The organism is Pseudomonas sp. UW4 (assembly GCF_000316175.1).
Classification (GTDB): domain Bacteria; phylum Pseudomonadota; class Gammaproteobacteria; order Pseudomonadales; family Pseudomonadaceae; genus Aquipseudomonas; species Aquipseudomonas laurylsulfatiphila.
Genome location: NC_019670.1, coordinates 347,121 through 374,090, shown reverse-complemented (window position 1 = coordinate 374,090; position 26,970 = coordinate 347,121). Strand labels below are relative to the sequence as shown.

26 protein-coding genes are annotated in these 26,970 nt (G+C 60.7%); 18 read left to right on the top strand and 8 right to left on the bottom strand.

The window, feature by feature from the left end; translation table 11 throughout:
* From PPUTUW4_RS01720 to PPUTUW4_RS01685, 8 genes are all read left to right on the top strand, one after another.
* Positions 1 to 708 carry an SPOR domain-containing protein gene (locus PPUTUW4_RS01720; RefSeq protein WP_015093131.1) on the top strand — a complete coding sequence of 236 codons (708 nt, stop codon included), beginning with the start codon at positions 1 to 3 and terminating at the stop codon, positions 706 to 708.
* A 247-nt stretch (positions 709 to 955) separates the two neighbouring features.
* Positions 956 to 1,486, top strand: coding sequence for an ATP-dependent protease subunit HslV (gene hslV / locus PPUTUW4_RS01715; protein ID WP_007975582.1), 531 nt, complete (start codon positions 956 to 958; stop codon positions 1,484 to 1,486).
* Positions 1,487 to 1,540: 54 nt separating this feature from the next.
* Positions 1,541 to 2,878, top strand: coding sequence for an HslU--HslV peptidase ATPase subunit (gene hslU, locus PPUTUW4_RS01710; RefSeq protein WP_015093129.1), 1,338 nt, complete (start codon positions 1,541 to 1,543; stop codon positions 2,876 to 2,878).
* A gap of 155 nt (positions 2,879 to 3,033) precedes the next feature.
* A complete protein-coding gene (locus PPUTUW4_RS01705; protein ID WP_007999201.1) occupies positions 3,034 to 3,411 on the top strand; it encodes a DUF971 domain-containing protein in 378 nt (125 codons plus the stop codon).
* A gap of 258 nt (positions 3,412 to 3,669) precedes the next feature.
* Positions 3,670 to 5,349, top strand: coding sequence for a class II poly(R)-hydroxyalkanoic acid synthase (phaC, locus tag PPUTUW4_RS01700; protein WP_015093128.1), 1,680 nt, complete (start codon positions 3,670 to 3,672; stop codon positions 5,347 to 5,349).
* Between the two features lie 155 nt (positions 5,350 to 5,504).
* The gene (gene phaZ, locus PPUTUW4_RS01695; protein WP_007975576.1) at positions 5,505 to 6,359 is read left to right on the top strand and encodes a poly(3-hydroxyalkanoate) depolymerase; all 855 of its coding nucleotides are present in this window, start codon (positions 5,505 to 5,507) and stop codon (positions 6,357 to 6,359) included.
* 115 nt (positions 6,360 to 6,474) lie between these two features.
* Positions 6,475 to 8,157 carry a class II poly(R)-hydroxyalkanoic acid synthase gene (gene phaC / locus PPUTUW4_RS01690; protein ID WP_015093127.1) on the top strand — a complete coding sequence of 561 codons (1,683 nt, stop codon included), beginning with the start codon at positions 6,475 to 6,477 and terminating at the stop codon, positions 8,155 to 8,157.
* A gap of 59 nt (positions 8,158 to 8,216) precedes the next feature.
* Entirely contained in the window at positions 8,217 to 8,837 is a 621-nt protein-coding gene (locus PPUTUW4_RS01685) for a TetR/AcrR family transcriptional regulator (RefSeq protein WP_007975574.1), read from the top strand.
* A gap of 193 nt (positions 8,838 to 9,030) precedes the next feature.
* Here PPUTUW4_RS01685 and PPUTUW4_RS01680 read toward each other — a convergent pair whose 3' ends face one another.
* The 3 genes from PPUTUW4_RS01680 to PPUTUW4_RS01670 form a co-directional block, all read right to left on the bottom strand.
* Positions 9,031 to 9,921, bottom strand: a complete 891-nt coding sequence (locus PPUTUW4_RS01680) for a phasin family protein (RefSeq protein ID WP_015093126.1) — start codon at positions 9,919 to 9,921, stop codon at positions 9,031 to 9,033.
* 10 nt (positions 9,922 to 9,931) lie between these two features.
* Positions 9,932 to 10,354 (bottom strand): phasin family protein, encoded by a 423-nt coding sequence (locus PPUTUW4_RS01675; protein ID WP_015093125.1) that lies wholly within the window; start codon positions 10,352 to 10,354, stop codon positions 9,932 to 9,934.
* A gap of 246 nt (positions 10,355 to 10,600) precedes the next feature.
* On the bottom strand, positions 10,601 to 10,876 hold the full coding sequence (locus PPUTUW4_RS01670; RefSeq protein ID WP_015093124.1) for a polyhydroxyalkanoic acid system family protein: 276 nt from the start codon (positions 10,874 to 10,876) through the stop codon (positions 10,601 to 10,603).
* Positions 10,877 to 11,031: 155 nt separating this feature from the next.
* On the opposite strand from PPUTUW4_RS01670, the gene ubiE reads away from it, so the two are divergent.
* The 10 genes from ubiE to PPUTUW4_RS01615 all read left to right on the top strand — a co-directional run bounded on the left by ubiE (position 11,032) and on the right by PPUTUW4_RS01615 (position 19,226).
* Complete coding sequence (gene ubiE / locus PPUTUW4_RS01665) at positions 11,032 to 11,802, top strand: bifunctional demethylmenaquinone methyltransferase/2-methoxy-6-polyprenyl-1,4-benzoquinol methylase UbiE (RefSeq protein ID WP_007975568.1); 771 nt, start codon at positions 11,032 to 11,034, stop codon at positions 11,800 to 11,802.
* Complete coding sequence (locus PPUTUW4_RS01660) at positions 11,802 to 12,425, top strand: SCP2 domain-containing protein (protein ID WP_015093123.1); 624 nt, start codon at positions 11,802 to 11,804, stop codon at positions 12,423 to 12,425. The genes ubiE and PPUTUW4_RS01660 overlap by 1 nt, the downstream gene beginning before the upstream one ends.
* The gene (gene ubiB / locus PPUTUW4_RS01655) at positions 12,422 to 14,026 is read left to right on the top strand and encodes a ubiquinone biosynthesis regulatory protein kinase UbiB (protein ID WP_015093122.1); all 1,605 of its coding nucleotides are present in this window, start codon (positions 12,422 to 12,424) and stop codon (positions 14,024 to 14,026) included. The genes PPUTUW4_RS01660 and ubiB overlap by 4 nt, the downstream gene beginning before the upstream one ends.
* An 80-nt stretch (positions 14,027 to 14,106) precedes the next feature.
* Positions 14,107 to 14,508, top strand: a complete 402-nt coding sequence (hisI, locus tag PPUTUW4_RS01650) for a phosphoribosyl-AMP cyclohydrolase (protein WP_015093121.1) — start codon at positions 14,107 to 14,109, stop codon at positions 14,506 to 14,508.
* Positions 14,501 to 14,833, top strand: coding sequence for a phosphoribosyl-ATP diphosphatase (locus tag PPUTUW4_RS01645; RefSeq protein ID WP_007975564.1), 333 nt, complete (start codon positions 14,501 to 14,503; stop codon positions 14,831 to 14,833). Before hisI ends, PPUTUW4_RS01645 begins: the two co-directional genes overlap by 8 nt.
* 25 nt (positions 14,834 to 14,858) lie before the next feature.
* Positions 14,859 to 15,131 carry a twin-arginine translocase TatA/TatE family subunit gene (locus PPUTUW4_RS01640; RefSeq protein ID WP_015093120.1) on the top strand — a complete coding sequence of 91 codons (273 nt, stop codon included), beginning with the start codon at positions 14,859 to 14,861 and terminating at the stop codon, positions 15,129 to 15,131.
* Between the two features lie 10 nt (positions 15,132 to 15,141).
* A complete protein-coding gene (tatB, locus tag PPUTUW4_RS27715) occupies positions 15,142 to 15,591 on the top strand; it encodes a Sec-independent protein translocase protein TatB (RefSeq protein WP_015093119.1) in 450 nt (149 codons plus the stop codon).
* Entirely contained in the window at positions 15,570 to 16,382 is an 813-nt protein-coding gene (tatC, locus tag PPUTUW4_RS01625) for a twin-arginine translocase subunit TatC (RefSeq protein WP_177325107.1), read from the top strand. Before tatB ends, tatC begins: the two co-directional genes overlap by 22 nt.
* Positions 16,379 to 17,086, top strand: coding sequence for a 16S rRNA (uracil(1498)-N(3))-methyltransferase (locus PPUTUW4_RS01620; protein ID WP_015093117.1), 708 nt, complete (start codon positions 16,379 to 16,381; stop codon positions 17,084 to 17,086). The genes tatC and PPUTUW4_RS01620 overlap by 4 nt, the downstream gene beginning before the upstream one ends.
* Before the next feature lie 223 nt (positions 17,087 to 17,309).
* A complete protein-coding gene (locus PPUTUW4_RS01615) occupies positions 17,310 to 19,226 on the top strand; it encodes a methyl-accepting chemotaxis protein (protein WP_015093116.1) in 1,917 nt (638 codons plus the stop codon).
* Between the two features lie 421 nt (positions 19,227 to 19,647).
* On the opposite strand, the gene PPUTUW4_RS01610 is transcribed toward PPUTUW4_RS01615, so the two are convergent.
* The 5 genes from PPUTUW4_RS01610 to pip form a co-directional block, all read right to left on the bottom strand.
* Positions 19,648 to 20,670, bottom strand: a complete 1,023-nt coding sequence (locus PPUTUW4_RS01610; protein WP_015093115.1) for an IS110 family transposase — start codon at positions 20,668 to 20,670, stop codon at positions 19,648 to 19,650.
* Positions 20,671 to 20,775: 105 nt separating this feature from the next.
* Positions 20,776 to 23,346, bottom strand: coding sequence for a glucans biosynthesis glucosyltransferase MdoH (gene mdoH, locus PPUTUW4_RS01605; RefSeq protein ID WP_015093114.1), 2,571 nt, complete (start codon positions 23,344 to 23,346; stop codon positions 20,776 to 20,778).
* On the bottom strand, positions 23,339 to 25,153 hold the full coding sequence (locus PPUTUW4_RS01600; RefSeq protein ID WP_015093113.1) for a glucan biosynthesis protein G: 1,815 nt from the start codon (positions 25,151 to 25,153) through the stop codon (positions 23,339 to 23,341). Before PPUTUW4_RS01600 ends, mdoH begins: the two co-directional genes overlap by 8 nt.
* Before the next feature lie 321 nt (positions 25,154 to 25,474).
* Complete coding sequence (gene dtd, locus PPUTUW4_RS01595) at positions 25,475 to 25,912, bottom strand: D-aminoacyl-tRNA deacylase (protein ID WP_015093112.1); 438 nt, start codon at positions 25,910 to 25,912, stop codon at positions 25,475 to 25,477.
* Positions 25,909 to 26,880 carry a prolyl aminopeptidase gene (gene pip, locus PPUTUW4_RS01590; protein WP_015093111.1) on the bottom strand — a complete coding sequence of 324 codons (972 nt, stop codon included), beginning with the start codon at positions 26,878 to 26,880 and terminating at the stop codon, positions 25,909 to 25,911. The genes dtd and pip overlap by 4 nt, the downstream gene beginning before the upstream one ends.
* Positions 26,881 to 26,970 lie beyond the last annotated feature (90 nt).

Genomic DNA, 26,970 nt, shown 5'->3' with positions numbered 1-26,970 from the left:
TTGGCTGCCAAGAAAAAACCTGCACCCAAGCGTGGCGCCAGCCGTTACCAAGCTCCTGCAAAGCAACCGATCCCGGGCTGGCTGTGGATGGCCATCGGCCTGACGGTCGGCGCGTTCATCGTGTTCCTGATGAAGCTGGAACCAGGCAAGGGCAGCGACACCGTCAAGCGTGAAAAGGTCGAGCAACAGCAGAAAGCCAGCAAGATCGCCGAGGCCAACAAGACCCCGCCGAGCCCGACGCAACCGGTGAAGCCGAAGTACGACTTCTACACCTTGCTGCCGGAATCGGAAGTCATCGTGCCGCCGGATGCCGTGCCGGAAAAAACCCTGCCAACGCCGCAAGTGCCGGCCATCCCGACAACGCCGGTCACCCCGGCCGAAGCGGCGAAGATCGACACGGCTCGCGCCCAGGCTGCATTGGCCGGGATCACGCCGCCACCAGCGCCACCGGTCAAGGCTGCGCCTGTGACGAAGTTTTTCCTGCAGGCTGGCTCCTTCCGCAAAGAGACCGATGCGGACAAGGTTCGGGCGCAGATCATCCTGCTGGGCCAGGCCGTTTCGGTTGAGTCCGGTACGGTGAAGGACGAAACCTGGTATCGGGTGCTGGTCGGACCGTTCAGCAACCGCGAACAACTGACGACCGCCCAGAAACAACTGGCCGGCGCCGGCTTCAGCAATCTATTGTTACAACAACGCCAGAGCCGCTGATCGACTGCCACAGGCACCGTGTCATCGTTCTTCGTCGGAACGCCGCCCGGAGCAAGCCCGCTCCCACATTCGACCGCGATCCAATGTGGGAGCGGGCTTGCTCGCGAAGGGGCCTTGGCAAACACCACCGCTCCCATCTGGCTCACACCACTCGTCCCCTCTCTCGCCTTACAGTTGAAAAACCCTCCACCACCCCCATATGAATGGGCATAAGGCATTTTCGCCCCGCTGCGTGGAGACTCTCCCCTTGACCACCATCGTTTCAGTTCGCCGCCACGGCAAAGTCGTCATGGGCGGCGACGGCCAGGTTTCCCTTGGTAATACCGTGATGAAAGGCAACGCGAAAAAAGTTCGCCGCCTGTACCACGGCCAGGTCATTGCCGGTTTTGCCGGTGCCACCGCCGACGCCTTTACCCTCTTCGAACGTTTCGAAGGCCAGCTTGAAAAACACCAGGGCCACCTGGTGCGCGCCGCCGTCGAACTCGCCAAAGAATGGCGCACCGACCGCTCCCTGAGCCGCCTTGAAGCCATGCTCGCGGTCGCCAACAAGGACGCCTCCCTGATCATTACCGGCAACGGTGACGTGGTCGAACCCGAAGACGGCCTGATCGCCATGGGTTCCGGTGGCGCCTACGCCCAGGCCGCGGCTAGCGCGCTGCTGAAAAAGACCGATCTGTCAGCCCGGGAAATCGTCGAAACTGCCCTCGGTATCGCCGGCGACATCTGTGTATTCACTAACCACACCCAGACCATTGAGGAGCAGGACTGCGCCGAGTAAGCCCGTGCAGCCACCGCACCACGGCTCATTCTTGCTTGAGGTCCACTGAATATTATGTCCATGACTCCCCGTGAAATCGTCCACGAACTCAACCGTCACATCATCGGCCAGGACGATGCCAAGCGCGCCGTCGCCATTGCCCTGCGCAACCGCTGGCGCCGCATGCAGCTGCCTGAAGAGCTGCGCGTTGAAGTCACGCCAAAGAACATCCTGATGATCGGCCCGACCGGCGTCGGTAAAACCGAGATCGCCCGTCGCCTGGCGAAACTGGCCAATGCGCCGTTCATCAAGGTCGAAGCGACCAAATTCACCGAAGTCGGCTATGTCGGCCGCGACGTCGAATCGATCATTCGTGACCTGGCCGATGCCGCGATCAAGCTGCTGCGCGAGCAGGAAATCGTCAAGGTTCGCCACCGCGCCGAAGATGCCGCCGAAGAGCGCATCCTCGATGCCCTGCTGCCACCGGCGCGCATGGGCTTCAGCAACGACGACGCCCCGACTGCCGATTCCAACACCCGCCAGCTGTTCCGCAAGCGCCTGCGCGAAGGTCAGCTGGACGACAAGGAGATCGAAATCGAAGTCGCCGAAATGGCCGGCGTCGACATCTCCGCGCCACCGGGCATGGAAGAAATGACCAACCAGCTGCAAAGCCTGTTTGCCAACATGGGCAAGGGCAAGAAAAAAGCCCGTAAGCTCAAGGTCAAAGAAGCGCTGAAGATGGTGCGCGACGAAGAAGCCAGCCGTCTGGTCAACGATGAAGAGTTGAAGGCCAAGGCCCTGGAAGCCGTCGAGCAGCACGGCATCGTGTTCATCGACGAAATCGACAAGGTCGCCAAGCGTGGTAATTCCGGCGGCGTCGATGTATCCCGCGAAGGCGTGCAGCGCGATTTGCTGCCGCTGATCGAAGGCTGCACCGTCAACACCAAGCTGGGCATGGTCAAGACCGACCACATCCTGTTCATTGCTTCCGGTGCGTTCCACCTGAGCAAGCCGAGCGATCTGGTGCCCGAGCTGCAAGGCCGTCTGCCGATCCGTGTCGAACTCAAGGCCCTGAGCCCGGAAGATTTCGAACGCATCCTCAGCGAGCCTCACGCCTCGCTCACCGAGCAATACTGCGCACTGCTGAAAACCGAAGGCCTGGGCATCGAGTTCCAGCCGAGCGGCATCAAGCGCATCGCGGAGATCGCCTGGCAGGTCAACGAGAAGACCGAAAACATCGGTGCCCGTCGCCTGCACACCCTGCTCGAGCGCCTGCTCGAAGAGGTGTCGTTCAGCGCCGGCGACCTGGCCAGCTCCCATGACGGCAAGGTGATCCAGATCGACGCCGACTACGTCAACAGCCACCTGGGCGAATTGGCGCAGAACGAAGACCTGTCCCGTTATATCCTGTAAGCCATACTTACAACGATGACGGACCCTGTGGGAGCGGGCTTGCTCGCGAAAGCGGTCTGACAATCAACATCACTGTTGAATGTTAAGGCCCCTTCGCGAGCAAGCCCGCTCCCACATTTGAATCGGGGGTCCCACACACAAACGGACATCCACTCATGACCCAACTTCCCACCGACATCAAGCTGCACAAAGCCTCGAAAACCCTGTCGCTGAAATACGCGTCCGGCGAGGAATACACCCTGCCCGCCGAGTTCCTGCGCGTGCACTCGCCTTCCGCCGAGGTCCAGGGCCACGGCAAACCCATCCTGCAATTTGGCAAGATCAACGTCGGCCTGACCAAGGTAGAACCGGCCGGTCAGTACGCACTGAAACTGACCTTCGATGACGGTCACGACAGCGGTCTGTTCACTTGGGAATACCTCTACGAACTGGCGCGACGTTATGACGCACTTTGGGAAGATTATCTGGCCGAACTCAAGGCCGCCGGAAAAACCCGCGACCCGAACGAATCCGTCGTCAAGCTGATGCTCTAATCCGAGCCTCTTGCTCTTTAGAGGGCATTTTCTAATTTCATCTGTTTGAATGCTCCGCTTCAGGGCCGTCGCTTGGCCTGCTTGCGAAAAAAATTAAACTCGGGTAACCAATGGAACTGGCAAGTTCCCTGCAGTGCTCACTGCGAACAAAAGCAGCGATGCAGTATTAACGGTCACCCGAGCAGCAGTACCTGGCATTGATTGTGTGACTGCACAGCAGGCCCCGGGTACTCGTCTCAGGACATTGGAGCGTCGTAGATGAGTAACAAGAATAACGATGACTTGAAGCAACAAGCCTCCGAAAACACCTTGGGGCTGAATCCTGTCGTTGGATTGCGTGGAAAGGATCTACTGGCTTCTGCTCGCATGGTGCTCAGGCAGGCCATCAAACAACCGATTCACAGCGCCAGGCATGTCGCCCATTTCGGTCTTGAACTCAAGAACGTACTGCTAGGCAAATCCGAGCTTCTTCCGAATAGCGACGACCGTCGCTTCGCCGATCCGGCCTGGAGCCAGAACCCGCTCTACAAACGTTATTTGCAAACCTACCTGGCGTGGCGCAAGGAACTCCACGACTGGATCGATGACAGCAACCTGCCGGCCAAGGACGTCAGTCGCGGGCACTTCGTGATCAACCTCATGACCGAGGCCTTCGCCCCGACCAACACGGCGGCCAACCCGGCGGCGGTCAAGCGTTTCTTCGAAACCGGCGGTAAAAGCCTGCTCGACGGCCTCTCGCATCTGGCCAAGGACCTGGTACACAACGGCGGCATGCCGAGCCAGGTCAACATGGGGGCATTCGAAGTCGGCAAGACCCTGGCCGTGACCGAAGGTGCAGTGGTGTTTCGCAACGACGTGCTGGAGCTGATCCAGTACAGGCCCACTACCGAGCAGGTGCACGAGCGCCCTTTGCTGGTGGTGCCACCGCAAATCAACAAGTTCTACGTTTTCGACCTCAGCCCGGAGAAAAGCCTGGCGCGGTTCTGCCTGCGCAGCAACGTGCAAACCTTCATCGTCAGCTGGCGCAATCCAACCAAGGAGCAGCGTGAGTGGGGCCTGTCGACTTACATCGAGGCGCTCAAGGAAGCGGTCGACGTGGTCACCGCGATCACCGGCAGCAAGGACGTGAACATGCTCGGCGCCTGCTCCGGCGGCATCACCTGCACCGCACTGCTGGGTCATTACGCAGCGATTGGCGAGAACAAGGTCAACGCCCTCACCCTCCTGGTCAGCGTGCTCGACACCACCCTGGACAGCGATGTGGCGCTGTTCGTCGATGAACAAACCCTCGAAAGCGCCAAGCGCCACTCCTATCAGGCCGGCGTGCTGGAAGGCCGCGACATGGCGAAAGTCTTTGCCTGGATGCGCCCCAACGACCTGATCTGGAACTACTGGGTCAACAACTACCTGCTGGGCAACGAGCCACCGGTATTCGACATCCTGTTCTGGAACAACGACACCACCCGCTTACCGGCCGCGTTCCACGGCGACCTGATCGAAATGTTCAAAAGCAATCCATTGATTCGTCCGAATGCACTGGAAGTGTGCGGCACACCGATCGACCTGAAGCAGGTCACCGCCGATATCTTTTCCCTGGCCGGGACCAGCGACCACATCACCCCGTGGCGCTCCTGCTACAAGTCGGCGCAACTGTTCGGCGGCAATGTTGAATTCGTGCTGTCCAGCAGCGGGCATATCCAGAGCATCCTGAACCCGCCGGGCAATCCGAAATCGCGCTACATGACCAGCACTGAAATGCCCGCCAATGCCGATGAATGGCAGGAAGAGTCGACCAAGCACGCCGATTCGTGGTGGCTGCACTGGCAGGCCTGGCAGGCACAGCGCTCGGGCAACCTGAAAAAAGCTCCGCTGAAACTGGGCAACAAGGCATACCCGGCGGGCGAAGCTGCACCGGGCACTTACGTGCATGAGCGGTAACTGACACACCTCGACTTCCCTGTGGGAGCGAGCTTGCTCGCGATGACGGTGGCAGGTTTGGCATATGCGCTGACTGACACTCCGCTATCGCGAGCAAGCTCGCTCCCACAGGGGGCGGGGATGAACTGGAAAAAGCGACCCACAGGGCCTGAAGCATGCCGCAACCCTTCATATTCCGTACCGTCGACCTGGATGGCCAGACGCTCCGCACGGCGGTACGCCCCGGCAAGCCTCACTTGACGCCCCTGCTGATTTTCAACGGTATCGGCGCCAACCTGGAGCTGGTATTCCCGTTCATTGCGGCGCTGGACCCGGACCTGGAAGTCATCGCCTTCGACGTACCCGGCGTCGGCGGTTCGTCGACGCCAAACCGGCCGTATCGTTTTCCGGGGCTGGCCAAGCTCACGGCGCGGATGCTCGACTATCTCGACTACGGGCAGGTCAACGTCATCGGCGTGTCCTGGGGTGGCGCCCTGGCCCAGCAGTTCGCTTATGACTATCCGGAGCGTTGCAAGAAACTCGTGCTGGCCGCCACGGCGGCGGGTGCAGTGATGGTGCCGGGCAAGCCGAAAGTGTTGTGGATGATGGCCAGCCCGCGACGCTACATCCAGCCGTCCCACGTGATCCGCATTGCGCCGATGATCTACGGTGGTGCGTTCCGTCGCGACCCGACGCTGGCCGCCAGCCATGCGGCCAAGGTGCGTTCGGCGGGCAAGCTCGGTTACTACTGGCAGCTGTTCGCCGGCCTCGGCTGGACCAGCATCCACTGGCTGCACAAGATCCGCCAGCCGACCCTGGTACTGGCCGGCGACGATGACCCGTTGATCCCGTTGGTCAACATGCGCTTGCTGGCCTGGCGGATTCCCAACGCCCAATTGCACATCATCGATGACGGTCATCTGTTCCTGATTACCCGGGCCGAAGCGGTGGCCCCGATCATCATGAAATTCCTGGAGGAGGAGCGCCAGCGCGCGGTGATGCATCCGCGTCCGGCGCCATTGGGCAGTTAAAGCGCTGCATCAGCGGTCGGCAGGACGCCACGCCGCGCAACAACCCGTTACAGCGTCTATGGTGTTCTGGTTCAGTGTGTTTGTTTTTGGCCTGAAGACGAAGGAGTGTTGAATCATGCGCGAGAAACCAGCGAGGGAATCCTTAGCGACTCCCGCCGCGTTCATCAATGCACAGAGTGCGATTACCGGCCTGCGCGGTCGGGATCTGCTGTCGACCCTGCGCAGTGTGGCCGCCCATGGCTTGCGCAACCCACTGCACAGCGCCCGGCATGCCCTCAAACTCGGCGGTCAGCTTGGCCGCGTGCTGCTGGGCGAAACCCTGCACCCGACCAACCCGCACGACGGTCGCTTCGCCGACCCGGCGTGGAGCCTCAACCCGTTTTATCGCCGTAGCCTGCAGGCCTATCTGAGCTGGCAGAAGCAGGTCAAAAGCTGGATCGACGAGAGCAACATGAGCCCGGACGACCGCGCCCGCGCCCACTTCGCCTTCACCTTGCTCAACGACGCCCTATCACCCTCCAACACCCTGCTCAACCCACTGGCGGTCAAGGAGCTGTTCAATTCCGGCGGTAACAGCCTGGTGCGGGGCATCGGCCACCTGGTGGACGATCTGCTGCATAACGACGGCCTGCCCCGGCAAGTCACCAAGCAAGCGTTCGAGGTCGGCAGGACGGTCGCCACTACCACCGGAGCCGTAGTGTTTCGCAACGAGCTGCTGGAGTTGATCCAGTACAAGCCGATGAGCGAAAAGCAGTATTCCAAGCCCCTGCTGGTGGTGCCGCCGCAAATCAACAAGTACTACATTTTCGACCTGAGCCCGCACAACAGTTTCGTCCAGTACGCCCTGAAAAACGGCCTGCAAACCTTCATGATCAGCTGGCGCAACCCGGATGTGCGTCACCGCGAATGGGGGCTCTCGACCTACGTCGAAGCCGTGGAAGAAGCGATGAATGTCTGCCGGGCGATCACCGGCGCACGGGAGGTCAACCTGATGGGCGCCTGCGCCGGCGGGCTGACCATTGCCGCGCTGCAAGGTCATTTGCAGGCCAAGCGGCAGCTGCGCAGGGTGTCCAGCGCGACATATCTGGTGAGCCTGCTCGACAGCCAGCTGGACAGCCCCGCTACGCTGTTCGCCGACGAGCAGACACTGGAGGCTGCCAAGCGCCGCTCCTATCAGAAAGGTGTGCTGGATGGCCGCGACATGGCCAAGGTCTTCGCCTGGATGCGCCCCAACGATTTGATCTGGAGCTACTTCGTCAACAACTACCTGTTGGGCAAGGAGCCACCGGCGTTCGACATCCTCTACTGGAACAACGACAACACGCGTCTGCCGGCCGCTCTGCACGGCGATCTGCTGGACTTCTTCAAGCACAACCCGCTGACCCACCCGGGCGGACTGGAAGTGTGTGGCACGCCGATCGACTTGCAGAAGGTCACCGTCGACAGCTTCAGCGTCGCCGGCATCAATGATCACATCACACCGTGGGACGCTGTGTACCGCTCGACGCTGTTGCTCGGCGGCGAGCGGCGCTTCGTGCTGTCCAACAGCGGTCATGTGCAGAGCATCCTCAACCCGCCGAGCAACCCGAAAGCCAACTACATCGAGAACGGCAAACTGAGCAGCGATCCCCGTGCCTGGTACTACGACGCCAAGCATGTCGACGGCAGTTGGTGGACCCAATGGCTGAGCTGGATTCAGGAACGCTCCGGCGCGCAGAAGGAAACCCACATGGCGCTCGGCAACCAGAACTACCCACCGATGGAGGCAGCACCCGGTACTTACGTGCGCGTGCGCTGACGTTCAACGAGCCACGGCCGCTGTCGGCCGTGGCAAGACCCGATCATTAAGAAGACTGGATGAAAACCCGCGACCGGATCCTCGAATGTGCCCTGCAGTTGTTCAATCAGAAGGGCGAACCGAATGTCTCCACCATGGAAGTTGCCAATGAAATGGGCATCAGCCCGGGCAACCTCTACTACCACTTCCACGGCAAGGAACCGCTGATACTCGGGCTGTTCGAGCGCTTTCAATGTGAACTGCAACCGCTGCTCGACCCACCGTCCGACGTCGAATTGGGCCCCGAAGATTACTGGCTGTTCCTGCATCTGATCGTTGAGCGCCTGTCCCACTACCGGTTTCTGTTCCAGGACCTGTCGAACCTCGCCGGACGCCTGCCGAAACTGGCCAAGGGCATTCGCAACCTGCTCAATGCACTCAAGCGCACACTGGCGTCGTTGCTCGCACGCTTGAAGGCTCAAGGGCAATTGGTCAGCGACACTCAGGCGTTAGGGCAACTGGTGGAACAGATCACCATGACCCTGCTGTTTTCACTGGATTACCAGCGGATTCTCGATCGCGAAGGCGAGGTGCGGCTGGTGGTCTACCAGATCATGATGCTGGTGGCGCCGCATCTGTTGCCACCTATCAAAGTGGCGACGGAGCAAATGGCGATGCAGTACCTGGAAGCACACGAGTAAGCCTGACACCCGCCAACCCTTGTGGGAGCGAGCTTGCTCGCGATGGCGTCTGTTCAGCCAACCTGGATGTCGACTGATACACCGCTATCGCGAGCAAGCTCGCTCCCACAGTGGGCTTGTGTCGCTCAGAAATTCGCGCACAAACAAAAACGCCCGACCTTGGCAGGCCGGGCGTTTTTTTGAGCCCTGAAAATCAGGACTGACTGGTTGGCGTCGATGGAGCTGGCGCGGCAGTCGGGGTGACAGCAGGGGTTGGCGCGGTCGCGGAGTTCGAGGCGCTGACCGGAGCTGCTGCCGGGGTTGCCGGGGTTGCCGGCTTGGCAGCTGCTACTGCTGGTTTTGGCGCGGCGGCTTTTGGAGCTGCCGGCTTCTTCACTGCAGGTTTTTTCGCAGCAGCAGGTTTGGCTGCCGGCTTGGCGGCGGCGGGTTTTGCTGCAGCTGTTTTAGCCGCAGGCTTGGCCGCTGCTGGCTTGGCAGCCGGTTTGGCGACAGCTTTCGCCGCAGCCGGTTTGGCCGCTGGCTTGGCGGCTGCAGTTTTAGCGGCAGGTTTGGCAGCAGGTTTAGCCGCTGCTTTTGCCAGTGGTTTGGCAGCCGTTTTCGCGGCTGGCTTGGCGGCGGCAGTCTTGGCAGCAGGCTTGGCTGCCGCGGTTTTCGCCGCAACAGGCGCGACCTTGGCACCGGTCAGTTTTTCGATTTGCTTGGTCAGGGTCTCGACCTTGCTGTGCAGTGCCTTGACTTCATTGCGGCTCGGTACGCCCAGACGCGAGATGGCACTGTTCAGACGCTTGTCGAAAGCACCTTCCAGCTCATCCCACTTGCCCAGTGCGCGATCTTTCACGCCGCTGATGCGCGATTTGGCCGAAGAAGCGGAGTCCTTGGCGGCGTCGACTGTCTTGCCAACAGCGCTCTTGGTGAGCTTCTCGGCTTTTTCGCCGTCCTTAACCAATGCATCGAAGAGTTTGCTGCCGTCAGTGTCGATCTTCGAGTACACGCCTAAACCAGCCAGCCAGATTTTTCGGGAGTAATCTTCAACCTTCCCGATCCACGAGCTGCCTTCTTTTTCGGTTTTCTTTTTAACAGCCATCCCGTTCTCCTTAAGATTTACGCGCGACACGTTCGAGCAATGCCGTCAGCTCATCGAGCTTAGCAGAGAGTGTCTCAACGTCATGTTTAGACGGAATGCCGATACGATTCAAGGCACTTGCGACACGCGTGTCGAACGCCTTCTCGACCTTGTCGAGTTGAACTTCGACACGGCCTTTGAAAGTGCTGACTTCACTCTTGACTTCATCGATCTCGGCATTGGCCGCTTCAAGTTTCTCAGCGACTACTTTTTTGCCTTTCTTTTCAACAACCTGACCAGCCTTGATCAGCTCTTGAAAGTATTCGCTGCCCTCATGGCCGACCTTGGCGTAGGCGCCCAGGCCTGCCAGCCAGATCTTGCGGGCATAGGATTTGACGTCGCCCAGCGTGCTGGTCGATGCGTCGATTTTTTTCTTCAAAATAACTTTGGCCATGGTGCACCTCACGCGCAGAAGGTTTGAGGAACTGCCCGGATAAGTGTCGGGCTCTGGCACAAAGTAGGGAGAAAAATTAGAAACGGCACCCTAACAAATGACATAAACCTTTGAGAGCACCGCAAACTAAATGTGGGAGCGGGCTTGCTCGCGAAGGCGTCGTGTCAGTCAACATCCTGGTCAACTGACAGACTGCCTTCGCGAGCAAGCCCGCTCCCACAGGGGGGTCTCATTTCAACCAGAAAATCAGACCAGGGCCTTATCCAGCGCCTTTTCGATTTCCGCTTTGATCATTCCGCTCATGGCCGACATCATCAGGCCCAACTCCACATCGACCTTGATCGAATCTTCACTGACATGCACCGCCCCCTTCACACCCGAGCGCTTGAGGTTCAGGGTGTCGCCGGACCACTGCGGCTCCAGGCCATACTGATCGGAAAGTTTCTGCGCCAGCTTGTCGGCCTTCTCGCGAGCCGCTTCCTTGCCCAGGCCATGGGCACGTTCAACACTAATACGGGCCATTGAATGACTCCTGCTTTATGGATGCTTTCCCGGGGCATCTTGACCTCTGCTGCGTCAAAACGTCCCGATGGTTGCCCATCTTACCTTCAGCCTTGCCAAGACAAAGCATGCCTTGGGGATTAGAATGTCGCGCATTCTCTTTTGGTGACAGCGATATGACTGATCAGCGCAAAGGCAGCGATGCCGAACCCACCACTCACTTCGGCTTCAAAAACGTTCCGGAAAGCCAGAAAGCGGAAAAAGTCGCTGAGGTTTTCCACTCGGTAGCCGCCAAGTACGACCTGATGAACGACCTTCTGTCGGGCGGCATGCACCGTCTGTGGAAGCGTTTCGCGATCGAACTGTCGGGCGTTCGCGCCGGCAATCGCGTGCTCGACATCGCCGGCGGCACCGGCGACCTGACCAGGAAGTTCTCGCACCTGGTAGGCCCGACCGGCCAGGTCGTACTGGCCGACATCAACGAGTCCATGCTCAAGGTTGGCCGTGACCGCCTGCTGGACCTGGGTGTGGCCGGCAACGTCGAATTCGTCCAGGCCGATGCGGAAAAACTGCCGTTCCCGGACAACCATTTCGACTGCGTGACCATCGCCTTCGGCCTGCGCAACGTGACCCACAAGGAAGATGCCCTGCGCTCGATGCTGCGCGTGCTCAAGCCGGGTGGCCGTTTGCTGGTGCTGGAATTCTCCAAGCCGACCAACGCGCTGATGTCCAAGGCCTACGACGCCTATTCGTTCGCCTTCATGCCGCTGATGGGCAAGCTGATCACCAACGACTCGGAAAGCTATCGCTACCTGGCCGAATCGATCCGCATGCACCCGAACCAGGAAACCCTGAAGTCGATGATGGTCGAGGCCGGTTTCGACCGCGTGACCTATCACAACATGACCGCAGGCATCGTTGCCCTGCACCGCGGCATCAAGCCCTGATGCTGCTCGCCGGCCTGCTCGCCAGCGTTGAACTCGGCCTGAACCGGGTGCTGCGCCTCGACAGCACAGCGCTGCCGCGGCTTGCGCATCTGACCGGCAAAGTGATTGCCGTCGATTGCCGCAGCCCGGCGCTGCACCTGTTCATCCTGCCCAGCGACGAAGGCCTGATGCTCGCCTCCCAGTGGGAAACCGGCGCCGATTGCACCTTGCGCGCACCGGCTTCGAGCCTGTTGAAACTGGCCATGAGCAAGGACAAGACTTCCGTCCTGCACGCCCCTGAAGTCGAACTCGACGGCGACAGCGGCGTGCTGCTGGAACTGGCGGCGATCCTCCAGGACCTGGAGCTGGACTGGGAGTACGAGCTCTCGCGCTGGCTCGGCCCGGTCGCCACACAACTGGTCGGCGGTCACCTGCGCAGTCGCGCCCGCTGGTACCAGCAAGGCTTTGCCAGCCTGGGCCAGAACCTGGGCGAATACCTGGCCGAAGAATCGCGTACCCTTGTCGGTCAGCGCGAAGCCGAAGCCCGATTCAGTGAACTGGACCAGATCAAGCTCGATCTGGAACGTCTCGAGGCGCGTTTCGAGCGCCTTTCCCGATCCCTCGACCCAAGCGATAACGCATGAAGCTGCTTGCCGTCCGCCGTTTGTTGCGCATCCAGCGCGTCGTGATCCGCTACCGCCTCGATGACCTGCTGTTCGCCCTGCCACTACCGTGGTTTCTGCGGGCGCTGCGTTACGCGTTGCCGTGGCGCTGGTTCCCGCGCAAGACCCTGGACCTGAGCCGTGGCGCGCGCCTGCGCCTGGCGTTGCTGGACCTGGGGCCGATCTTCATCAAGTTCGGGCAGATCCTGTCCACTCGCCGCGACCTGTTGCCCGAGGACATCGCCGATGAACTGATGAAGCTGCAGGACCGCGTACCGCCGTTCGACTCGCAAGTGTCGGTCAAGCTGATCGAAGAACAGCTGGGCAAGAAAATCAGCGACGTGTTCAGCCGTTTCGATGTCGAGCCGCTGGCCTCGGCTTCGGTGGCGCAGGTGCATGCCGCGCAACTGAAAACCGGCGAAGAAGTGGTGGTCAAGGTGATCCGCCCCGGTCTCAAACCGGTGATCGCCCAGGACCTGGCGTGGCTGTTCATCCTCGCCCGCGCCGCCGAAAAACTCTCCGCCGATGCGCGCCTGCTGCACCCGGTGGACGTGGTCAGCGACTACGAAAAAACCATCTACGACGAACTCGACCTGCTGCGCGAGGCGGCCAACGCCAGCCAGTTGAAACGCAACTTCGACGGCTCGCCGCTGCTGTACGTGCCGCAAGTCTATTGGGACTGGTGCCGGCCGAAAGTACTGGTGATGGAGCGCATCTACGGTATCCAGGTCACCGATCTGGCGACCCTGGCCGACCAGCGCACCGACATGAAAATGCTCGCCGAGCGTGGCGTGGAGATTTTCTTCACCCAGGTGTTCCGCGACAGCTTCTTCCACGCCGACATGCACCCCGGCAACATCTTCGTCAGCACCGTGAATCCGTGGAGTCCGCAGTACATTGCCATCGACTGCGGCATCGTCGGCAGCCTGACCCCGGAAGACCAGGATTACCTGGCACGCAACCTGTTCGCCTTCTTCAAGCGCGATTACCGTCGCGTGGCGCAGTTGCACATCGATTCGGGCTGGGTGCCGGCAGAAACCAAACTCAACGAATTCGAAGCGGCGATACGTACTGTGTGCGAGCCGATCTTCGAAAAACCGTTAAAAGATATTTCCTTCGGTCAGGTGCTGATGCGCCTGTTCCAGACCGCTCGGCGCTTCAACATGGAGGTTCAACCGCAGTTGGTTCTGCTGCAAAAAACCTTGTTGAACATCGAAGGCCTGGGGCGTCAGCTGTACCCGGACCTGGACCTGTGGAACACCGCGCAGCCGTTCCTCGAACGCTGGATGCGCGAGCGGGTCAGCCCCAAAGCCCTGCTCGGCAACGTGCACAGTCAGTTCGAGCAGATCCCGCACCTGGCCAACATGGCCCGCGACCTGCTCGAACGCATGTCCCAGCCCCACGCCTACGACCCGCCGCCAGCGTGGCACCGACGCCGGGACGACTGGTTCCTGCGCCTGCTCGGCACGGCGCACCTGGCCGGTGGAGCGATCCTCGCCGCGGGCGGACCGCTGAACCAGTTGGCCTATTGGCCGGCCGGCATCATGATGGCCGTCGGTTTGTATCTGGTCGTGCGCCGATAGCCAGTTGTGCTGCGCACTGGCACACTGTTTCAACGTTGAGCCTGACTAATGAAGTGTCGGGCTCGCTGTCGGAGTCGAAGATGAAAAACTGGCTGGACGAGATCAAATGGGATGCCAACGGCCTGGTGCCGGCGATTGCCCAGGACCACAAGACCGGGCGCGTCCTGATGATGGCCTGGATGAACCGCGAAGCACTGGAACTGACCGCTGCCGAGAACCGCGCCATTTACTGGTCGCGCTCGCGTGGCAAGCTGTGGCGCAAGGGCGAAGAGTCCGGCCATGTGCAGACCCTGCATGAGATGCGCCTGGACTGCGACGCCGACGTCATCATCCTGATGGTCGAGCAGATCGGCGACATCGCCTGTCATACCGGCCGCCAGAGCTGCTTCTACCGCGTCTACGAGAACGGCGACTGGACAACGGTCGACCCGGTCCTTAAAGATCCGCATGCCATCTATTGCGCAGGGCACAAACATGAGTGACACACTGACCCGTCTGGCCGAGGTGCTGGAAGAGCGCAAAGGCGCCGCTGCCGACAGCTCGTATGTCGCCAGCCTGTATCACAAGGGTTTGAACAAGATTCTGGAAAAAGTCGGCGAAGAGTCGGTCGAGACCATCATTGCTGCCAAGGACGCCGCCGTCAGCGGCGACTGCAGCGATGTGATCTACGAAACCGCTGATTTGTGGTTCCACAGCATGGTCATGCTCGCCCAATTGGGGCAGCATCCACAGGCTGTACTCGATGAACTGGACCGTCGTTTCGGTCTCTCCGGACACGCCGAGAAAGCCTCGCGCCCGTCCGCCTGAATAACTATTAGAGAGGAGCAGCAGCATGGGCATTTTTGACTGGAAACACTGGGTCGTCATCCTGGTTGTCGTGGTACTGGTATTCGGCACCAAGAAACTGAAAAACCTCGGCACCGACGTCGGCGAATCGATCAAGGGCTTCAAGAAAGCCATGAACGACGACGAAAAACCGGCCGACCCGAATGCGACCCCGGCCCAACCGGTTCCACCGGTCCAGCCACAGACCACTGTGAACCAGCCGCACACCATCGACGTGCAGGCACAGAAAGTCGAAGAGCCGATCCGCAAAGACGTGTGAGCACTGACTAATGTTTGGTATCAGCTTCTCTGAACTGCTGCTCGTCGGCCTCGTCGCCCTGCTGGTGCTGGGTCCCGAGCGCTTGCCGGGCGCTGCGCGCACCGCTGGCCTGTGGGTCGGACGTCTGAAGCGCAGCTTCAACGCAATCAAACAGGAAGTTGAGCGTGAAATCGGTGCCGACGAGATTCGTCGGCAACTGCACAACGAACACATCCTGTCGCTTGAGCAGGAGGCGCGGAAAATCTTCACGCCGACCCAGCAGGAGCCGACGCCGGTCGAGCATGTGGGTGCGCAGACGATTCAAGCAACTGCCCCCGCTGCCGCGACAACGTCTGCTGTTGCAGCTGTCGAGCCTGCGCCGATTGTTGCTGCAACCACTCCGGTTGAACCCGTTACACCTGCGGCTGCGCCCGTTGCGCCGGCCCCTCATGACCCAACATTGCCGCCGCGAGCCCCATGAGCGATCTTCCTGAAAACGACCAGCACATGCCGCTGGTTTCGCACCTCACCGAGTTGCGTACCCGACTGCTGCGCTGCGTAGCGGCGATTTTCATCATCTTCGCCGGCCTGTTCGCCTTTACCCAGCAGATCTACACCTTCGTCTCGACTCCGCTGCGTGCGTACCTGCCCGCCGGCGCGACGATGATTGCCACCGACGTGTCGTCGCCGTTCCTGACGCCGCTGAAGCTGACGATGATGGTCTCGCTGTTCCTGGCGATCCCGGTGATCCTGCACCAGATCTGGGGCTTCATCGCCCCGGGCCTGTACAAGCATGAAAAGCGCATTGCCGTGCCCTTGCTGGTCTCCAGCATCTTTCTGTTCTACGCCGGCATGGCCTTCGCCTATTTCCTGGTGTTCCCGCTGATCTTCAAATTCTTCGCCGCCGCCACCCCGGCCGGCGTGGAAATGATGACCGACATCACCAGCTACCTCGATTTCGTCATGACGCTGTTCTTCGCCTTCGGCGTGGCGTTCGAAATTCCGGTGGCCGTTGTGCTGCTGGTTTGGATCGGCGTGGTCGACGTCAAATACCTGAAGAAGATCCGCCCGTACGTGATCATCGGCTGCTTCGTGGTCGGCATGATCCTGACGCCACCGGACATCTTCTCGCAGACCCTGCTGGCCGTGCCGATGTGGCTGTTGTTTGAAATCGGCATTCTGTTCAGCAGCCTGATCAGCAAACGTGGCGAGCATCCGGACGACCAACCGGCTGACGACCACAACGACCAGCCGCCAGCGACCCAAGCGTGAACCTGCTGCTCCTTGAAGAGGCGGACTTCATTGCGGCCGACCGGGCGATCCTGCGTGATCGCCGGCTGACCCACATGCAGGAAGTCCACCGCTGCGAAGTGGGCGACAGCATGCGCGTCGGGCGGATCGGCGGGCTGATGGGCTCGGCCGAAGTGCTGCGCCTGGACGCCGACGAAGCGGAATTGCGCGTCACCCTCGACCAGCCGCCACCGGCCAAGCTGCCGCTGACCCTGGTATTGGCCCTGCCACGCCCCAAGATGCTGCGCAGGGTGTTCCAGACCGTGGCGGCCATGGGTGTGCCACGTATCGTGCTGGTCAACAGCTATCGCGTCGAGAAGAGCTTCTGGCAGACCCCCTTCCTGGAGCCTGAGGCCATTCGCGAGCAATTGATCCTCGGCCTCGAACAGGCCCGGGACAGCGTGCTGCCGGAAGTCGTCATCGAGAAGCGCTTCAAGCCGTTCGTCGAGGACCGTTTGCCGGCGATCACCGACGGCACCCTTGGCCTGGTGGGGCATCCCGGCAATTACCCGCCCTGCCCTCGCGCACTCAGCGAACCGGTGACCCTGGCCATCGGCCCCGAGGGCGGCTGGATTCCCTACGAGATCGACCTGCTGGGCAAATCCGGCCTGCAACCGGTACAACTGGGCGAGCGCATCCTGCGCGTCGAAACCGCCGTGACCGCGCTGCTGGCCCGCCTTTTCTAATCCCGGACACAATCCCTTGTGGGAGCGAGCTTGCTCGCGATAGCGGCGTGTCAGTCAACAATGAAGTGGCTGATACACCGTCATCGCGAGCAAGCTCGCTCCCACAGGTCCGACTTCTACCCGAGATAGCTATTCGCCCATACATCGGGCAGCGCCTACAGAACCTCGCGCCCCTGCCGATACACCCCCCATAAAACCAAATTGTGGTCCGGGGAGTTTCAGCATGTACCAATGGCTAGCCGAGAATCTGGGAAACGTCAGCGTCAAACGCAAGCTGGGGATCGGCTTCGGCCTGGTGCTGTTACTGACCCTGCTGATCACCTTCACCGGCTGGAGCGGCCTGAGCGGCGTCACCAGCCGTGGCGATAAACTGGGATTCATCGCCAGTCTCAACGACCTGACCAAGGACCTGCGCATTGCACGCCTGGATTACGAGATGCGTCGCGGGGAACAAGGCCCCGGCGCCGTCAACGATCTGCTGGGCAAACTCGAAAGCGGCCTGCAGACCGCCCGCGGCCTGATCGAACAACCGGCCGACACAGCCATGGTCGATCAACAACTGGCCGCTGTCGCCGAATACCGTCGTGCCTTCAACGACATGACCCAGGCCGGCGCCCAGCGTGAAGATGCCCGCAGCAAACTCGGCGCCACCGCCGACAACGCCGTGGCCCGTGTCGCCGAAGTGGAAAAATCCATGCTGCAAGGTGACAGCGTCGCAGCATTCAATAGCGTGATCGACCTGAGCAAACTGATCCAGCAGGCGCGCTTCCAGGTTCGCGGCTACACCTACAGCGGCAAGAGCGAAGCCGAACAGCCAGCCCTCGACGCGATCGATAACGCCCTGAAGAACCTCGAGAGCCTGCCGGCCAAACTGCCTGAAGAACACATCGCCAACCTGCAACAGGCGACTGATTCACTGAAGGCCTACCGCGCCGCCGTCAGCCAGTTCCGCGACTCCCAGGTGGCCAGCGCCAAGGCCCTGGTACGCATGTCCGCCCAAGGCGACATCCTGTTGGACATGAGCCAGAAACTCACCGTCTCGCAAACCGTCGTGCGTGACACCGACGCCGCCCACGCCAAGAACATGCTGACCCTTGCCACCGTTCTGGCCATCGCCTTCGGCCTGCTGGCCGCCTGGGCCATCACCCGGCAGATCATCATTCCGTTGAACCAGACCCTGGCTGTCGCTGAGCGCGTTGCCAGCGGCGACCTGACCCACAACCTGACGTCGCAGCGTCGCGACGAACTCGGCCAGTTGCAGCGCGCCATGCAGAGCATGACCCAAGGCTTGCGCGAACTGATCGGCGGCATCAGCGATGGCGTCACGCAGATTGCCAGCGCCGCTGAAGAGCTGTCCGCAGTCACCGAGCAGACCAGCGCCGGGGTCAACAGCCAGAAAGTCGAGACCGATCAGGTCGCCACCGCCATGAATGAAATGGCCGCCACCGTGCAGGAAGTGGCGCGCAACGCCGAAGAGGCCTCCGAAGCCGCCGTCGCCGCCGACCAGCAGGCCCGTGAGGGTGACAAAGTGGTGGGCGAAGCCATCGCCCAGATCGAGCGCCTGGCCGCGGAAGTCGGCCACTCCACCGAGGCCATGGGCGAACTCAAGCGCGAAAGCGACAAGATCGGCAGCGTGCTCGACGTGATCAAGTCCGTGGCCCAGCAAACCAACCTGCTGGCGCTCAACGCCGCGATTGAAGCAGCCCGTGCCGGTGAAGCCGGACGTGGGTTTGCCGTGGTCGCCGACGAAGTCCGCAGCCTGGCCCAGCGCACCCAGAAATCCACCGAAGAGATCGAAGAGCTGATCGTCGGCCTGCAAAGCGGCACGCAGCAAGTGGCGACCATCATGGACAACAGCCGCACCCTGACCGACAGCAGTGTCGAACTGACCCGCCGCGCCGGTGGCTCACTGGAAAGCATCACCCGCACCGTCTCGGCGATTCAGGCAATGAACCAGCAGATCGCCGCTGCCGCCGAACAGCAAAGCGCCGTGGCCGAAGAGATCAACCGCAGCGTGCTGAACGTGCGGGATGTGTCGGACCAGACCTCGGCAGCCAGTGAAGAGACGGCAGCGTCCAGCGTTGAGCTGGCACGACTGGGGACGCATTTGCAGATGCTAGTGGGCAAGTTCAGGGTTTGAGGTGATCTGCAGACCTCGGCTCACTCAGGACCGAGGTGATGCCTTCGCGGGCAAGCCCGCCCCCACACTGAAATGCGGTCCCCTCTGGGAGCGGGCTTGCCCGCGAAAGCGATCGACCAGACACCGCTGTTACAGAATCTGGTGCAGCTCAAAAACAAACTTCAAGCCATAAAAATGTATGGTCAGCCCATCTCCTGCAACCTCATGGGCTGTTTTCGGTAAAGCTGGCTTGCGCTAATGTATCCGGGCTCATTGTGAGCGTTGCTGCAACAACGCTCGACCCTCGATGAGTAGCCGCTCCCGACTGTCCTGAAAAAACCCTCAGCCTCTAAAGCTGATTTTTATGGCAGGTTCTCAGTCGGGCCGTTTGCCGTTTACTGTCATCAGTCAGTGACGTCGCAAAAGCCGGTGGTAAAGCTGTTCAAGCGTTCGGATGTGGGTCGTACTGGCCGCCTTTGGCCAGTACCGCCCACACGATGCGCGCCAGTTTGTTCGCCAGCGCGCACGCGACAACATTGGAGTGGCGACGCGTCAGCAGCTCTCGAACCCAGGGCCCCAAGGCGTCTTCCCGCTTATCGATATGCTGCATGATGGATCGCGCGCCCTGCACCAGCAGTTGGCGGATGTGCTTGTCGCCGCGCTTGCTGATCCCCAGTAGTACTGTTTTTCCGCCCGTCGAATACTGCCTCGGCACCAGCCCTAGCGAAGCGGCAAAATCGCGTCCACTTCGATAGTTCGACGCATCGCCCACATCCGCCAATACCGCGCTGGCGGTGATCGGGCCGATGCCAGGAATACTCTGCAAACGACTCCCGGCATCGTCTTCTTTCAGCTGCTGCTTCAGATCGGACTCGATGTCCTTGATTTCATCATTCAGCTGTTGAATTTGATGATGGAGACGCATCACTACGCCCTTTAGGCGCAACGGAACCGGGTGCTGCGGGTCGTCCAACAGCGCCGGCACGCGGTGCAACGCAGCGGCACCTATAGGCAGGCTGATCCCGAACTCCAGCAGAAAGCCATGAATCTGGTTGGTTGCGACGGTTCGCTGGCCAATCAAAGATTTACGGACACGATGCAGGGCTGAAAGCGTTTGTTGCTCTGCGGTTTTGATCGAGCAGAAGCGCATCGCGGGGCGGCTCGCCGCCTCGCAAATCGCTTCGGCATCAATGAAGTCGTTTTTGTTGCCTTTGACGAATGGTTTGACGTACTGCGGGGCGATCAGCTTCACCTCGTGGCCCAATGCACCAATCTGTCGAGCCAGCCAATGGGCGCCGCCGCAGGACTCCATTACCACCGTACAGGACGGTACCTGCGCCAATGTGCTGAGCAATTGGCCGCGGTTGGTTTTCTTGCGCAATACCTGATGACCTTTGGCATCCTGGCCATGCAGGTGGAAACTGTGTTTGCCAATGTCGATACCGAGAAGCGTCATCGTATTCATGAGAGATCCTCCGCCGAAAACGAGAAAAGCCCTGCAAGCGTAAACCTGCAGGGCTTCTCGGTCAGGCTGACCATCTCATTAAACCCGCTTTCGCGGGTTTTTTTATCATGCCAACTGAGGCTGTTCGCTCATTGGCTTGAGCGGCAGCAACGGTGCATGGGGATCTGCCTTCACCGACTTGCGCCAGGCGCCCAGCCAATCCGGGTGACCTTCGTTCCAGACCTGCTCGTGCAAGCGAGCCAATGCCACCGGGTCGCTCAACAGTTGCACACGCTCGTTGTTGGTCAAGCCTTCAGGTCCAACCTTCATCGCGTGCCGCACCCGCTCGATGCGCAACCACTCGATCGGCTCAGCCTGATTGTGCCGAGAGGTCGCCAGCGAGCACGCCAGGGCGTTCTGCTGCGGGTCGACCACCGAACGGACAAAGCCGTCGCTCAGCGCGTGCCAGCGGTTTTCGTGGGTGTACTGGTCGGTGGCCAGCAAGGCCTGCGGCGGATTGTACTCCTCGGGAATCAGGAACAGGCTCTCGTCACGGGACTTCAGGCCCAGGCCGACGCGGCTGGAAATCACCGACACCGGGATCGACAGCATCAACGAACCGACGATCGGCACCAGCCACCACAGGAAGCTCGGGTTCAGCCAGATCACCAGCAGGGCCCAGAAGAAGCCCAGCAGGGTTTGCGGACCGTGGCGCTTGATCGCTTCGCTCCACGGCGTGGAGTCGTCGTCACGCTGCGGCGAGTTCCAGGTCGCGGCCCAGCCGAGGAACGCGGCGAGGACGAAACGGGTGTGGAAGATCATCCGCACCGGCGCCAGCAGCATGGAGAACAGCATCTCCAGCAGCATCGACAGGGTCACCTTGAACTTGCCGCCGAACTCTTTTGCGCCCTTGGCCCAGATCAGGATGATGCTCAGCAGCTTCGGCAGGAACAGCAGCACGATGGTGGTCGAGAACAGCGCAATCGCCTTGTCCGGGTGCCATTGTGGCCACAGCGGATAGAGCTGGCGTGGTTCGAGGAAGTACTGCGGCTCCATCAGCGTGTTGACCGCCAGCAGCGCGGTCGACAGCACCAGGAAGAAGAACCACAGCGGCGCCGACAGGTAGGACATCACGCCGGTCAGGAACACCGCGCGATGCACCGGGTGCATGCCTTTTACCAGGAACAGGCGGAAGTTCATCAGGTTGCCGTGGCACCAGCGACGGTCACGCTTGAGTTCGTCCAGCAGGTTCGGCGGCAGTTCTTCATAGCTGCCCGGCAAATCGTAGGCAATCCACACGCCCCAACCGGCACGGCGCATCAGCGCGGCTTCAACGAAGTCGTGGGACAGGATCGAACCGGAGAACGCGCCTTTACCGGGCAACGGCGCCAGGGCGCAGTGATCGATAAACGGCTTCATGCGGATGATCGCGTTGTGGCCCCAGTAGTGCGACTCGCCCAGTTGCCAGAAGTGCAGGCCGGCGGTGAACAGCGGGCCATACACGCGAGTGGCGAACTGCTGCATGCGCGCATACAGTGTGTCCATGCCCGACGCCCGTGGCGCGGTCTGGATGATCCCGGCGTCCGGCGTCGCTTCCATCAGGCGCACCAGACTGGTCAGGCACTCGCCGCTCATCACGGAGTCGGCGTCGAGTACGACCATGTACTTGTAGTCACCGCCCCAACGACGGCAGAAGTCGTCGAGGTTGCCGCTCTTGCGTTTTACGCGACGACGACGGCGGCGATAGAAGATCTTGCCGAAGCCACCGGCTTCGCGGCAGACGTCCAGCCAGGCCTGTTGCTCGGCAACACAGATATCGGCGTCGTTACTGTCGCTGAGGACGAAGAAGTCGAAGCGGTCCAGGTCACCCGTAGCCGCGACCGACTCGAAGGTCGCCCGCAGGCCGGCGAACACCCGAGGCACGTCTTCGTTGCAGATCGGCATCACCAGTGCGGTGCGCGCATCCTTTGGAATCGGCTCGTTACCGGCACTTTTACCAGAGATACGGTATTTATCGTGACCGGTCAGCAATTCGAGGAAGCCCATCAGCGCGGTCCAGAAACCGGCCGATACCCAGCAGAACAGAATCCCGAACAGGATCAGGATGCTGGTCTGCAAGGCGTAAGGCAGCACTTGCGTGGCCGTTTGCAGCAGCGGTTGGTGCAGCACTTCGTTGAGGTCGACGAACGACCAGCCCTGGTACGGCATGATGCCTTTCATGTACCAGCCGGCGACGATGGTCTGGCCGAGCATCAGCAGCAACAGAATGTAGCGACGGATCGAACCGACGGTACGCCAGCGCGCAGCCGGCAGCACACGCTCGTCCTTCGGCGGCTTCGGCGGGTTGGTACGACCGGTCATCCGCCGCCAGCCACGCACCAGAATGTTGGTGCGCCACGGCTCCGGCACGACCTTGGTCCGCCGGATCGGCGGGGTCGCCTTGAGGCAGACCCGGCCGTTGGCGTCGAGCACCAGCATTTCCGCGTCCTGCAGCTCTTCGGCGGTGCTCAGGGTCAGGCGTTTGCCGACCGAAGCCTGGGCGGCTTCGGTCGGGGCGTCGAACGTCGAAGACGACAGGCGTTCGTGCAATTCGCTGAAAGACTGGCAGCCCGCGAGTTCCGCGCGCTGCTCGTCGGTCATCGGCAGATGCGCCAGATACTCGGAAAGAGTTTCTGGCCGTACTTGAGAGTTACTCATCGGCAGGCAACTGATAGCTCCAGGTCTCGGTCAGGACTTCTTCAGTCGGCGCCGATTCCGGTGTGGCTGGGGCCGCGTCGGCAGCGACAGGCTGCTTGGCGTCTTTATTGGCCTTGTCCTTGGCATCTGCAACAGGCTTGGCTTCAGCCTGCTTGGCCTCTGCTTGCCTGGCTTCCTTGTCCGCTTTCTCTTGTTGCTTGGCGGCAACCTTGTCGGCCTTGGCAACCGACGAGTTGGACGACGGAATCGACGTCTTGGCCAGGTCCGCCGGCACGATGTTCTGCACCAGCGCAGCACGCATCTCGGTGGACTTGCCCGGATCCTTGATCTTCATCCGCAGGGTCAGGCGCCAGCCCTTGGTTTCAGGGTTGTAGCGCACGCTGTTTTCCACCAGCTCGGCGTTGTCGCCGATGCTGACCTGGCTGCGAACCTCGGCATCGGCCGGCAATGCCGCCAGGGACGGGCCTTCGAAGTCCACCAGGTAGGCAACGCTGCCATCGGGCTGACGAATCAGGTTGGACTGCTTGACGTCACCGGTCGAACGCAGGGTCTGCTTGACCCAGGCACTGTCCGGCGCGTGAATCGCCGCTTCGTCCATGGTCCAGTGCATACGATAAGCGACATCGAGCGGCTGGCCAGGTTCCGGCAATTTTTCCGGGTTCCAGAAGGCCACGATGTTGTCGTTGGTTTCGTCGGCGGTCGGAATCTCGACCAGGTCGACAGTGCCCTTGCCCCAGTCACCCTTCGGCTCGATCCAGGCGCTTGGGCGCTTGTCGTAGCGGTCGTCGAGGTCTTCGTAGTGGCTGAAGTCGCGGCCACGTTGCAGCAGGCCGAAGCCGCGCGGGTTTTCCACGCTGAAGTTGCTCACCGCCAGGTGTTTCGGATTGTTCAGCGGACGCCAGATCCACTCGCCGTTGCCGGCATGGATCGCCAGGCCGCTGGAGTCGTGCAGTTCGCGGCGGTAGTTCAGTACTTTCGACGGCTGGTTGGCGCCGAACAGGAACATGCTGGTCAACGGGGCGATGCCCAGTTTGCCGACCTTGTCACGCAGGAACATCTGCGCCTTGACGTCGACGATGGTGTCGCTGCCCGGACGCAGGGTCAGGCGATAGGCACCGGTGGCACGCGGAGAGTCCAGCAGGGCGAAGATCACCAGGTGCTTGTCGCCCGGCTTGGGCTGTTGAATCCAGAATTCGCGAAAACGCGGGAATTCTTCGCCGGACGGCAAGGCGGTATCGATGGCCATGCCGCGAGCGGACAAGCCATAGACGTGACCCTTGCCGACGACGCGGAAGTAGCTCGCGCCGAGCATGGTCATGATTTCGTCTTGCTTGTCGGCCTTGTTGACCGGGTACAGCACACGGAAACCGGCGTAGCCCAGTTGCTCGGTGGCTTTCGGGTCGAACTTCACATCGCCGAAGTCGAAACGACTTGGATCGTATTTGATCTCTTCGACGGTGTTCGCCGTGATTTCGTTGATTTTAACCGGCGTATCGAAGTGCATGCCCTGGTGATAGAAGGACAGCTTGAACGGCGTCTTCTGATCAGCCCATTCGGCTTTTTCCGTCAGAAAACGAATTTTCTGGTAGTCCGCGAACTTCATTTCGCGGAACTCGTTCGGCAGGTTACTGCGCGGCGCTTCGTATTTCTGCGCGGCCAGCTCTTTTGCCTTGGCCGATACATCATCCAGACTGAATGCCCAAAGCTGGCCGGCGCTGAGCAGGCAGAGCAGTGCAGAGCCCGCTACCAGGGCGCTGCGTAACCGTTTGACAGACAATTTTGGTGCGTTACAGGGACTAACAATCACGAGCAACCCTCGCCGAAAACAGATCAAAAAACCAACGGCCAGTTAAAGGGTCTGCACGGTGTACGGTCTGAAAAAACCGCCCTTGCAAACCACTCTTGCCAAGTTGGCGAGCATTGTTCCGACTCCGCTGGGGCGAAATGATTCCCCAATCGGATCCAGACAAGTCTCTACCTAAGTCAAAATGGACCAACGAACGCTGATCCCCGTAGCGCGCGATTATCTAGTAGGCCGCGTTACAACGCATCAGGGGTAACAAAGTATTTATCGCGACAAAGCCCTGTTTTCAGTCGAAATGAGCGTAAAAACTTGTTTCAAGCGCTTTCAGGTCTGTAACAGGAAGGTGACCGGGCCATCATTGACCAGGTGCACCTGCATATCCGCGCCGAATCTACCTGATGCCACAGTGCCATGCACCTGTTTCGCTTTGCTTAATAGATAGTCGAACAATTCCTCACCCAAGGCCGGAGGGGCCGCAGTCGAGAAACCCGGACGCAGCCCGCTTCTGGTATCGGCAGCCAGGGTGAACTGAGAGACCAGCAGCAGTCCGCCGCCCACATCCGCCAGGGACAGATTCATCTTGCCCTCAGCGTCACTGAACACCCGATAGTTAAGCAGTTTATTAAGAAGTTTGTCGGCGCTGGCCCGCGTATCGTCTGGTTCAACGGCCACCAGAACCAGCAATCCCTGATCAACGGCACCCACGACTTCGCCGGCAACCTCGACTCGCGCGCCACGCACCCTTTGCAGCAGGCCCTTCATGCCTCGTCAGGCGCCAGGTCGAGCAGACGCCGGGCCATCTGATCGGCGGCGCGGACCAGCGCGTCGGTGATGCCCGGTTCGGAAGCGGCATGACCGGCATCGCGGATGACCTGCAGTTCGCTGTTCGGCCAGGCTTGATGCAATTCCCAGGCGTTATCCAGCGGGCAGATCACGTCATAGCGGCCATGGATGATCACGCCAGGCAAATGGGCGATCTTGCCCATGTCGCGGATTAACTGGTTCGGTTCCAGGAAGGCGTGGTTGCTGAAGTAGTGGCATTCGATGCGGGCAATCGACAAGGCACGCTGTGGCTCGGAGAAGCGATCGACCACCAGCGGGTTCGGACGCAGGGTCGCAGTACGGCCCTCCCAGGTGGACCAGGCCTTGGCCGCGTGCATCTGGGCAATCTGGTCGTTGCCGACCAGACGCTTGTGGAACGCGGTAAGCAAGTCTTCGCGCTCATCCAGCGGGATCGGCGCGATGTAGTCCTGCCAGTAATCGGGGAACAGACGGCTCGCGCCAGCCTGATAGAACCATTCGATTTCCTGCGGACGGCACAGAAAAATCCCGCGCAGGATCAGACCATGTACACGCTCAGGATGGGTTTGCGCATAGGCCAACGCCAGGGTCGAACCCCAGGAGCCGCCAAACAGCACCCATTTGTCGATGCCCAGGTGCTGGCGAATCCGCTCCAGGTCGGCGACCAGATCCCAGGTGGTGTTGTTTTCCAGGCTGGCGTGGGGGGTGGAGCGACCGCAACCGCGCTGATCGAAAGTGACAATGCGATAAAGGTTGGGATCGAAGAAGCAACGACTCTGGGCATCACATCCGGCACCGGGGCCGCCGTGGATGAACACCACCGGCAAACCTTCCGGTGAACCGCTTTCGTCGACATACAGCGTGTGGGTCTCGTCGACGGCCAGATCGTGCCGGGCGTAGGGTTTGATCTGCGGGTACAAAGTCTGCATTGCGCACTCCGTAAGGGGTCGAGGTCATCCCTGGGGGGACTTCTATTATTCTGCCGTCCGGCATCATAAACCCGAATTACGTCAATGAGC

What these genes read in the sequence shown, in the direction of transcription:
- hisI (WP_015093121.1), top strand. Translation starts at nt 14,107, where the DNA reads ATGAAAAACTGGCTGGACGAGATCAAATGGGATGCCAACGGCCTGGTG.
- PPUTUW4_RS01675 (WP_015093125.1), bottom strand. Translation starts at nt 10,354, where the DNA reads ATGGCCAAAGTTATTTTGAAGAAAAAAATCGACGCATCGACCAGCACG.
- mdoH (WP_015093114.1), bottom strand. Translation starts at nt 23,346, where the DNA reads ATGAGTAACTCTCAAGTACGGCCAGAAACTCTTTCCGAGTATCTGGCG.
- PPUTUW4_RS01660 (WP_015093123.1), top strand. Translation starts at nt 11,802, where the DNA reads ATGCTGCTCGCCGGCCTGCTCGCCAGCGTTGAACTCGGCCTGAACCGG.
- PPUTUW4_RS01640 (WP_015093120.1), top strand. Translation starts at nt 14,859, where the DNA reads ATGGGCATTTTTGACTGGAAACACTGGGTCGTCATCCTGGTTGTCGTG.
- PPUTUW4_RS01685 (WP_007975574.1), top strand. Translation starts at nt 8,217, where the DNA reads ATGAAAACCCGCGACCGGATCCTCGAATGTGCCCTGCAGTTGTTCAAT.
- phaC (WP_015093127.1), top strand. Translation starts at nt 6,475, where the DNA reads ATGCGCGAGAAACCAGCGAGGGAATCCTTAGCGACTCCCGCCGCGTTC.
- PPUTUW4_RS01610 (WP_015093115.1), bottom strand. Translation starts at nt 20,670, where the DNA reads ATGAATACGATGACGCTTCTCGGTATCGACATTGGCAAACACAGTTTC.
- dtd (WP_015093112.1), bottom strand. Translation starts at nt 25,912, where the DNA reads ATGAAGGGCCTGCTGCAAAGGGTGCGTGGCGCGCGAGTCGAGGTTGCC.
- PPUTUW4_RS01615 (WP_015093116.1), top strand. Translation starts at nt 17,310, where the DNA reads ATGTACCAATGGCTAGCCGAGAATCTGGGAAACGTCAGCGTCAAACGC.
- ubiE (WP_007975568.1), top strand. Translation starts at nt 11,032, where the DNA reads ATGACTGATCAGCGCAAAGGCAGCGATGCCGAACCCACCACTCACTTC.
- pip (WP_015093111.1), bottom strand. Translation starts at nt 26,880, where the DNA reads ATGCAGACTTTGTACCCGCAGATCAAACCCTACGCCCGGCACGATCTG.
- PPUTUW4_RS01705 (WP_007999201.1), top strand. Translation starts at nt 3,034, where the DNA reads ATGACCCAACTTCCCACCGACATCAAGCTGCACAAAGCCTCGAAAACC.
- phaZ (WP_007975576.1), top strand. Translation starts at nt 5,505, where the DNA reads ATGCCGCAACCCTTCATATTCCGTACCGTCGACCTGGATGGCCAGACG.
- tatB (WP_015093119.1), top strand. Translation starts at nt 15,142, where the DNA reads ATGTTTGGTATCAGCTTCTCTGAACTGCTGCTCGTCGGCCTCGTCGCC.
- PPUTUW4_RS01680 (WP_015093126.1), bottom strand. Translation starts at nt 9,921, where the DNA reads ATGGCTGTTAAAAAGAAAACCGAAAAAGAAGGCAGCTCGTGGATCGGG.
- ubiB (WP_015093122.1), top strand. Translation starts at nt 12,422, where the DNA reads ATGAAGCTGCTTGCCGTCCGCCGTTTGTTGCGCATCCAGCGCGTCGTG.
- PPUTUW4_RS01645 (WP_007975564.1), top strand. Translation starts at nt 14,501, where the DNA reads ATGAGTGACACACTGACCCGTCTGGCCGAGGTGCTGGAAGAGCGCAAA.
- phaC (WP_015093128.1), top strand. Translation starts at nt 3,670, where the DNA reads ATGAGTAACAAGAATAACGATGACTTGAAGCAACAAGCCTCCGAAAAC.
- PPUTUW4_RS01670 (WP_015093124.1), bottom strand. Translation starts at nt 10,876, where the DNA reads ATGGCCCGTATTAGTGTTGAACGTGCCCATGGCCTGGGCAAGGAAGCG.
- hslU (WP_015093129.1), top strand. Translation starts at nt 1,541, where the DNA reads ATGTCCATGACTCCCCGTGAAATCGTCCACGAACTCAACCGTCACATC.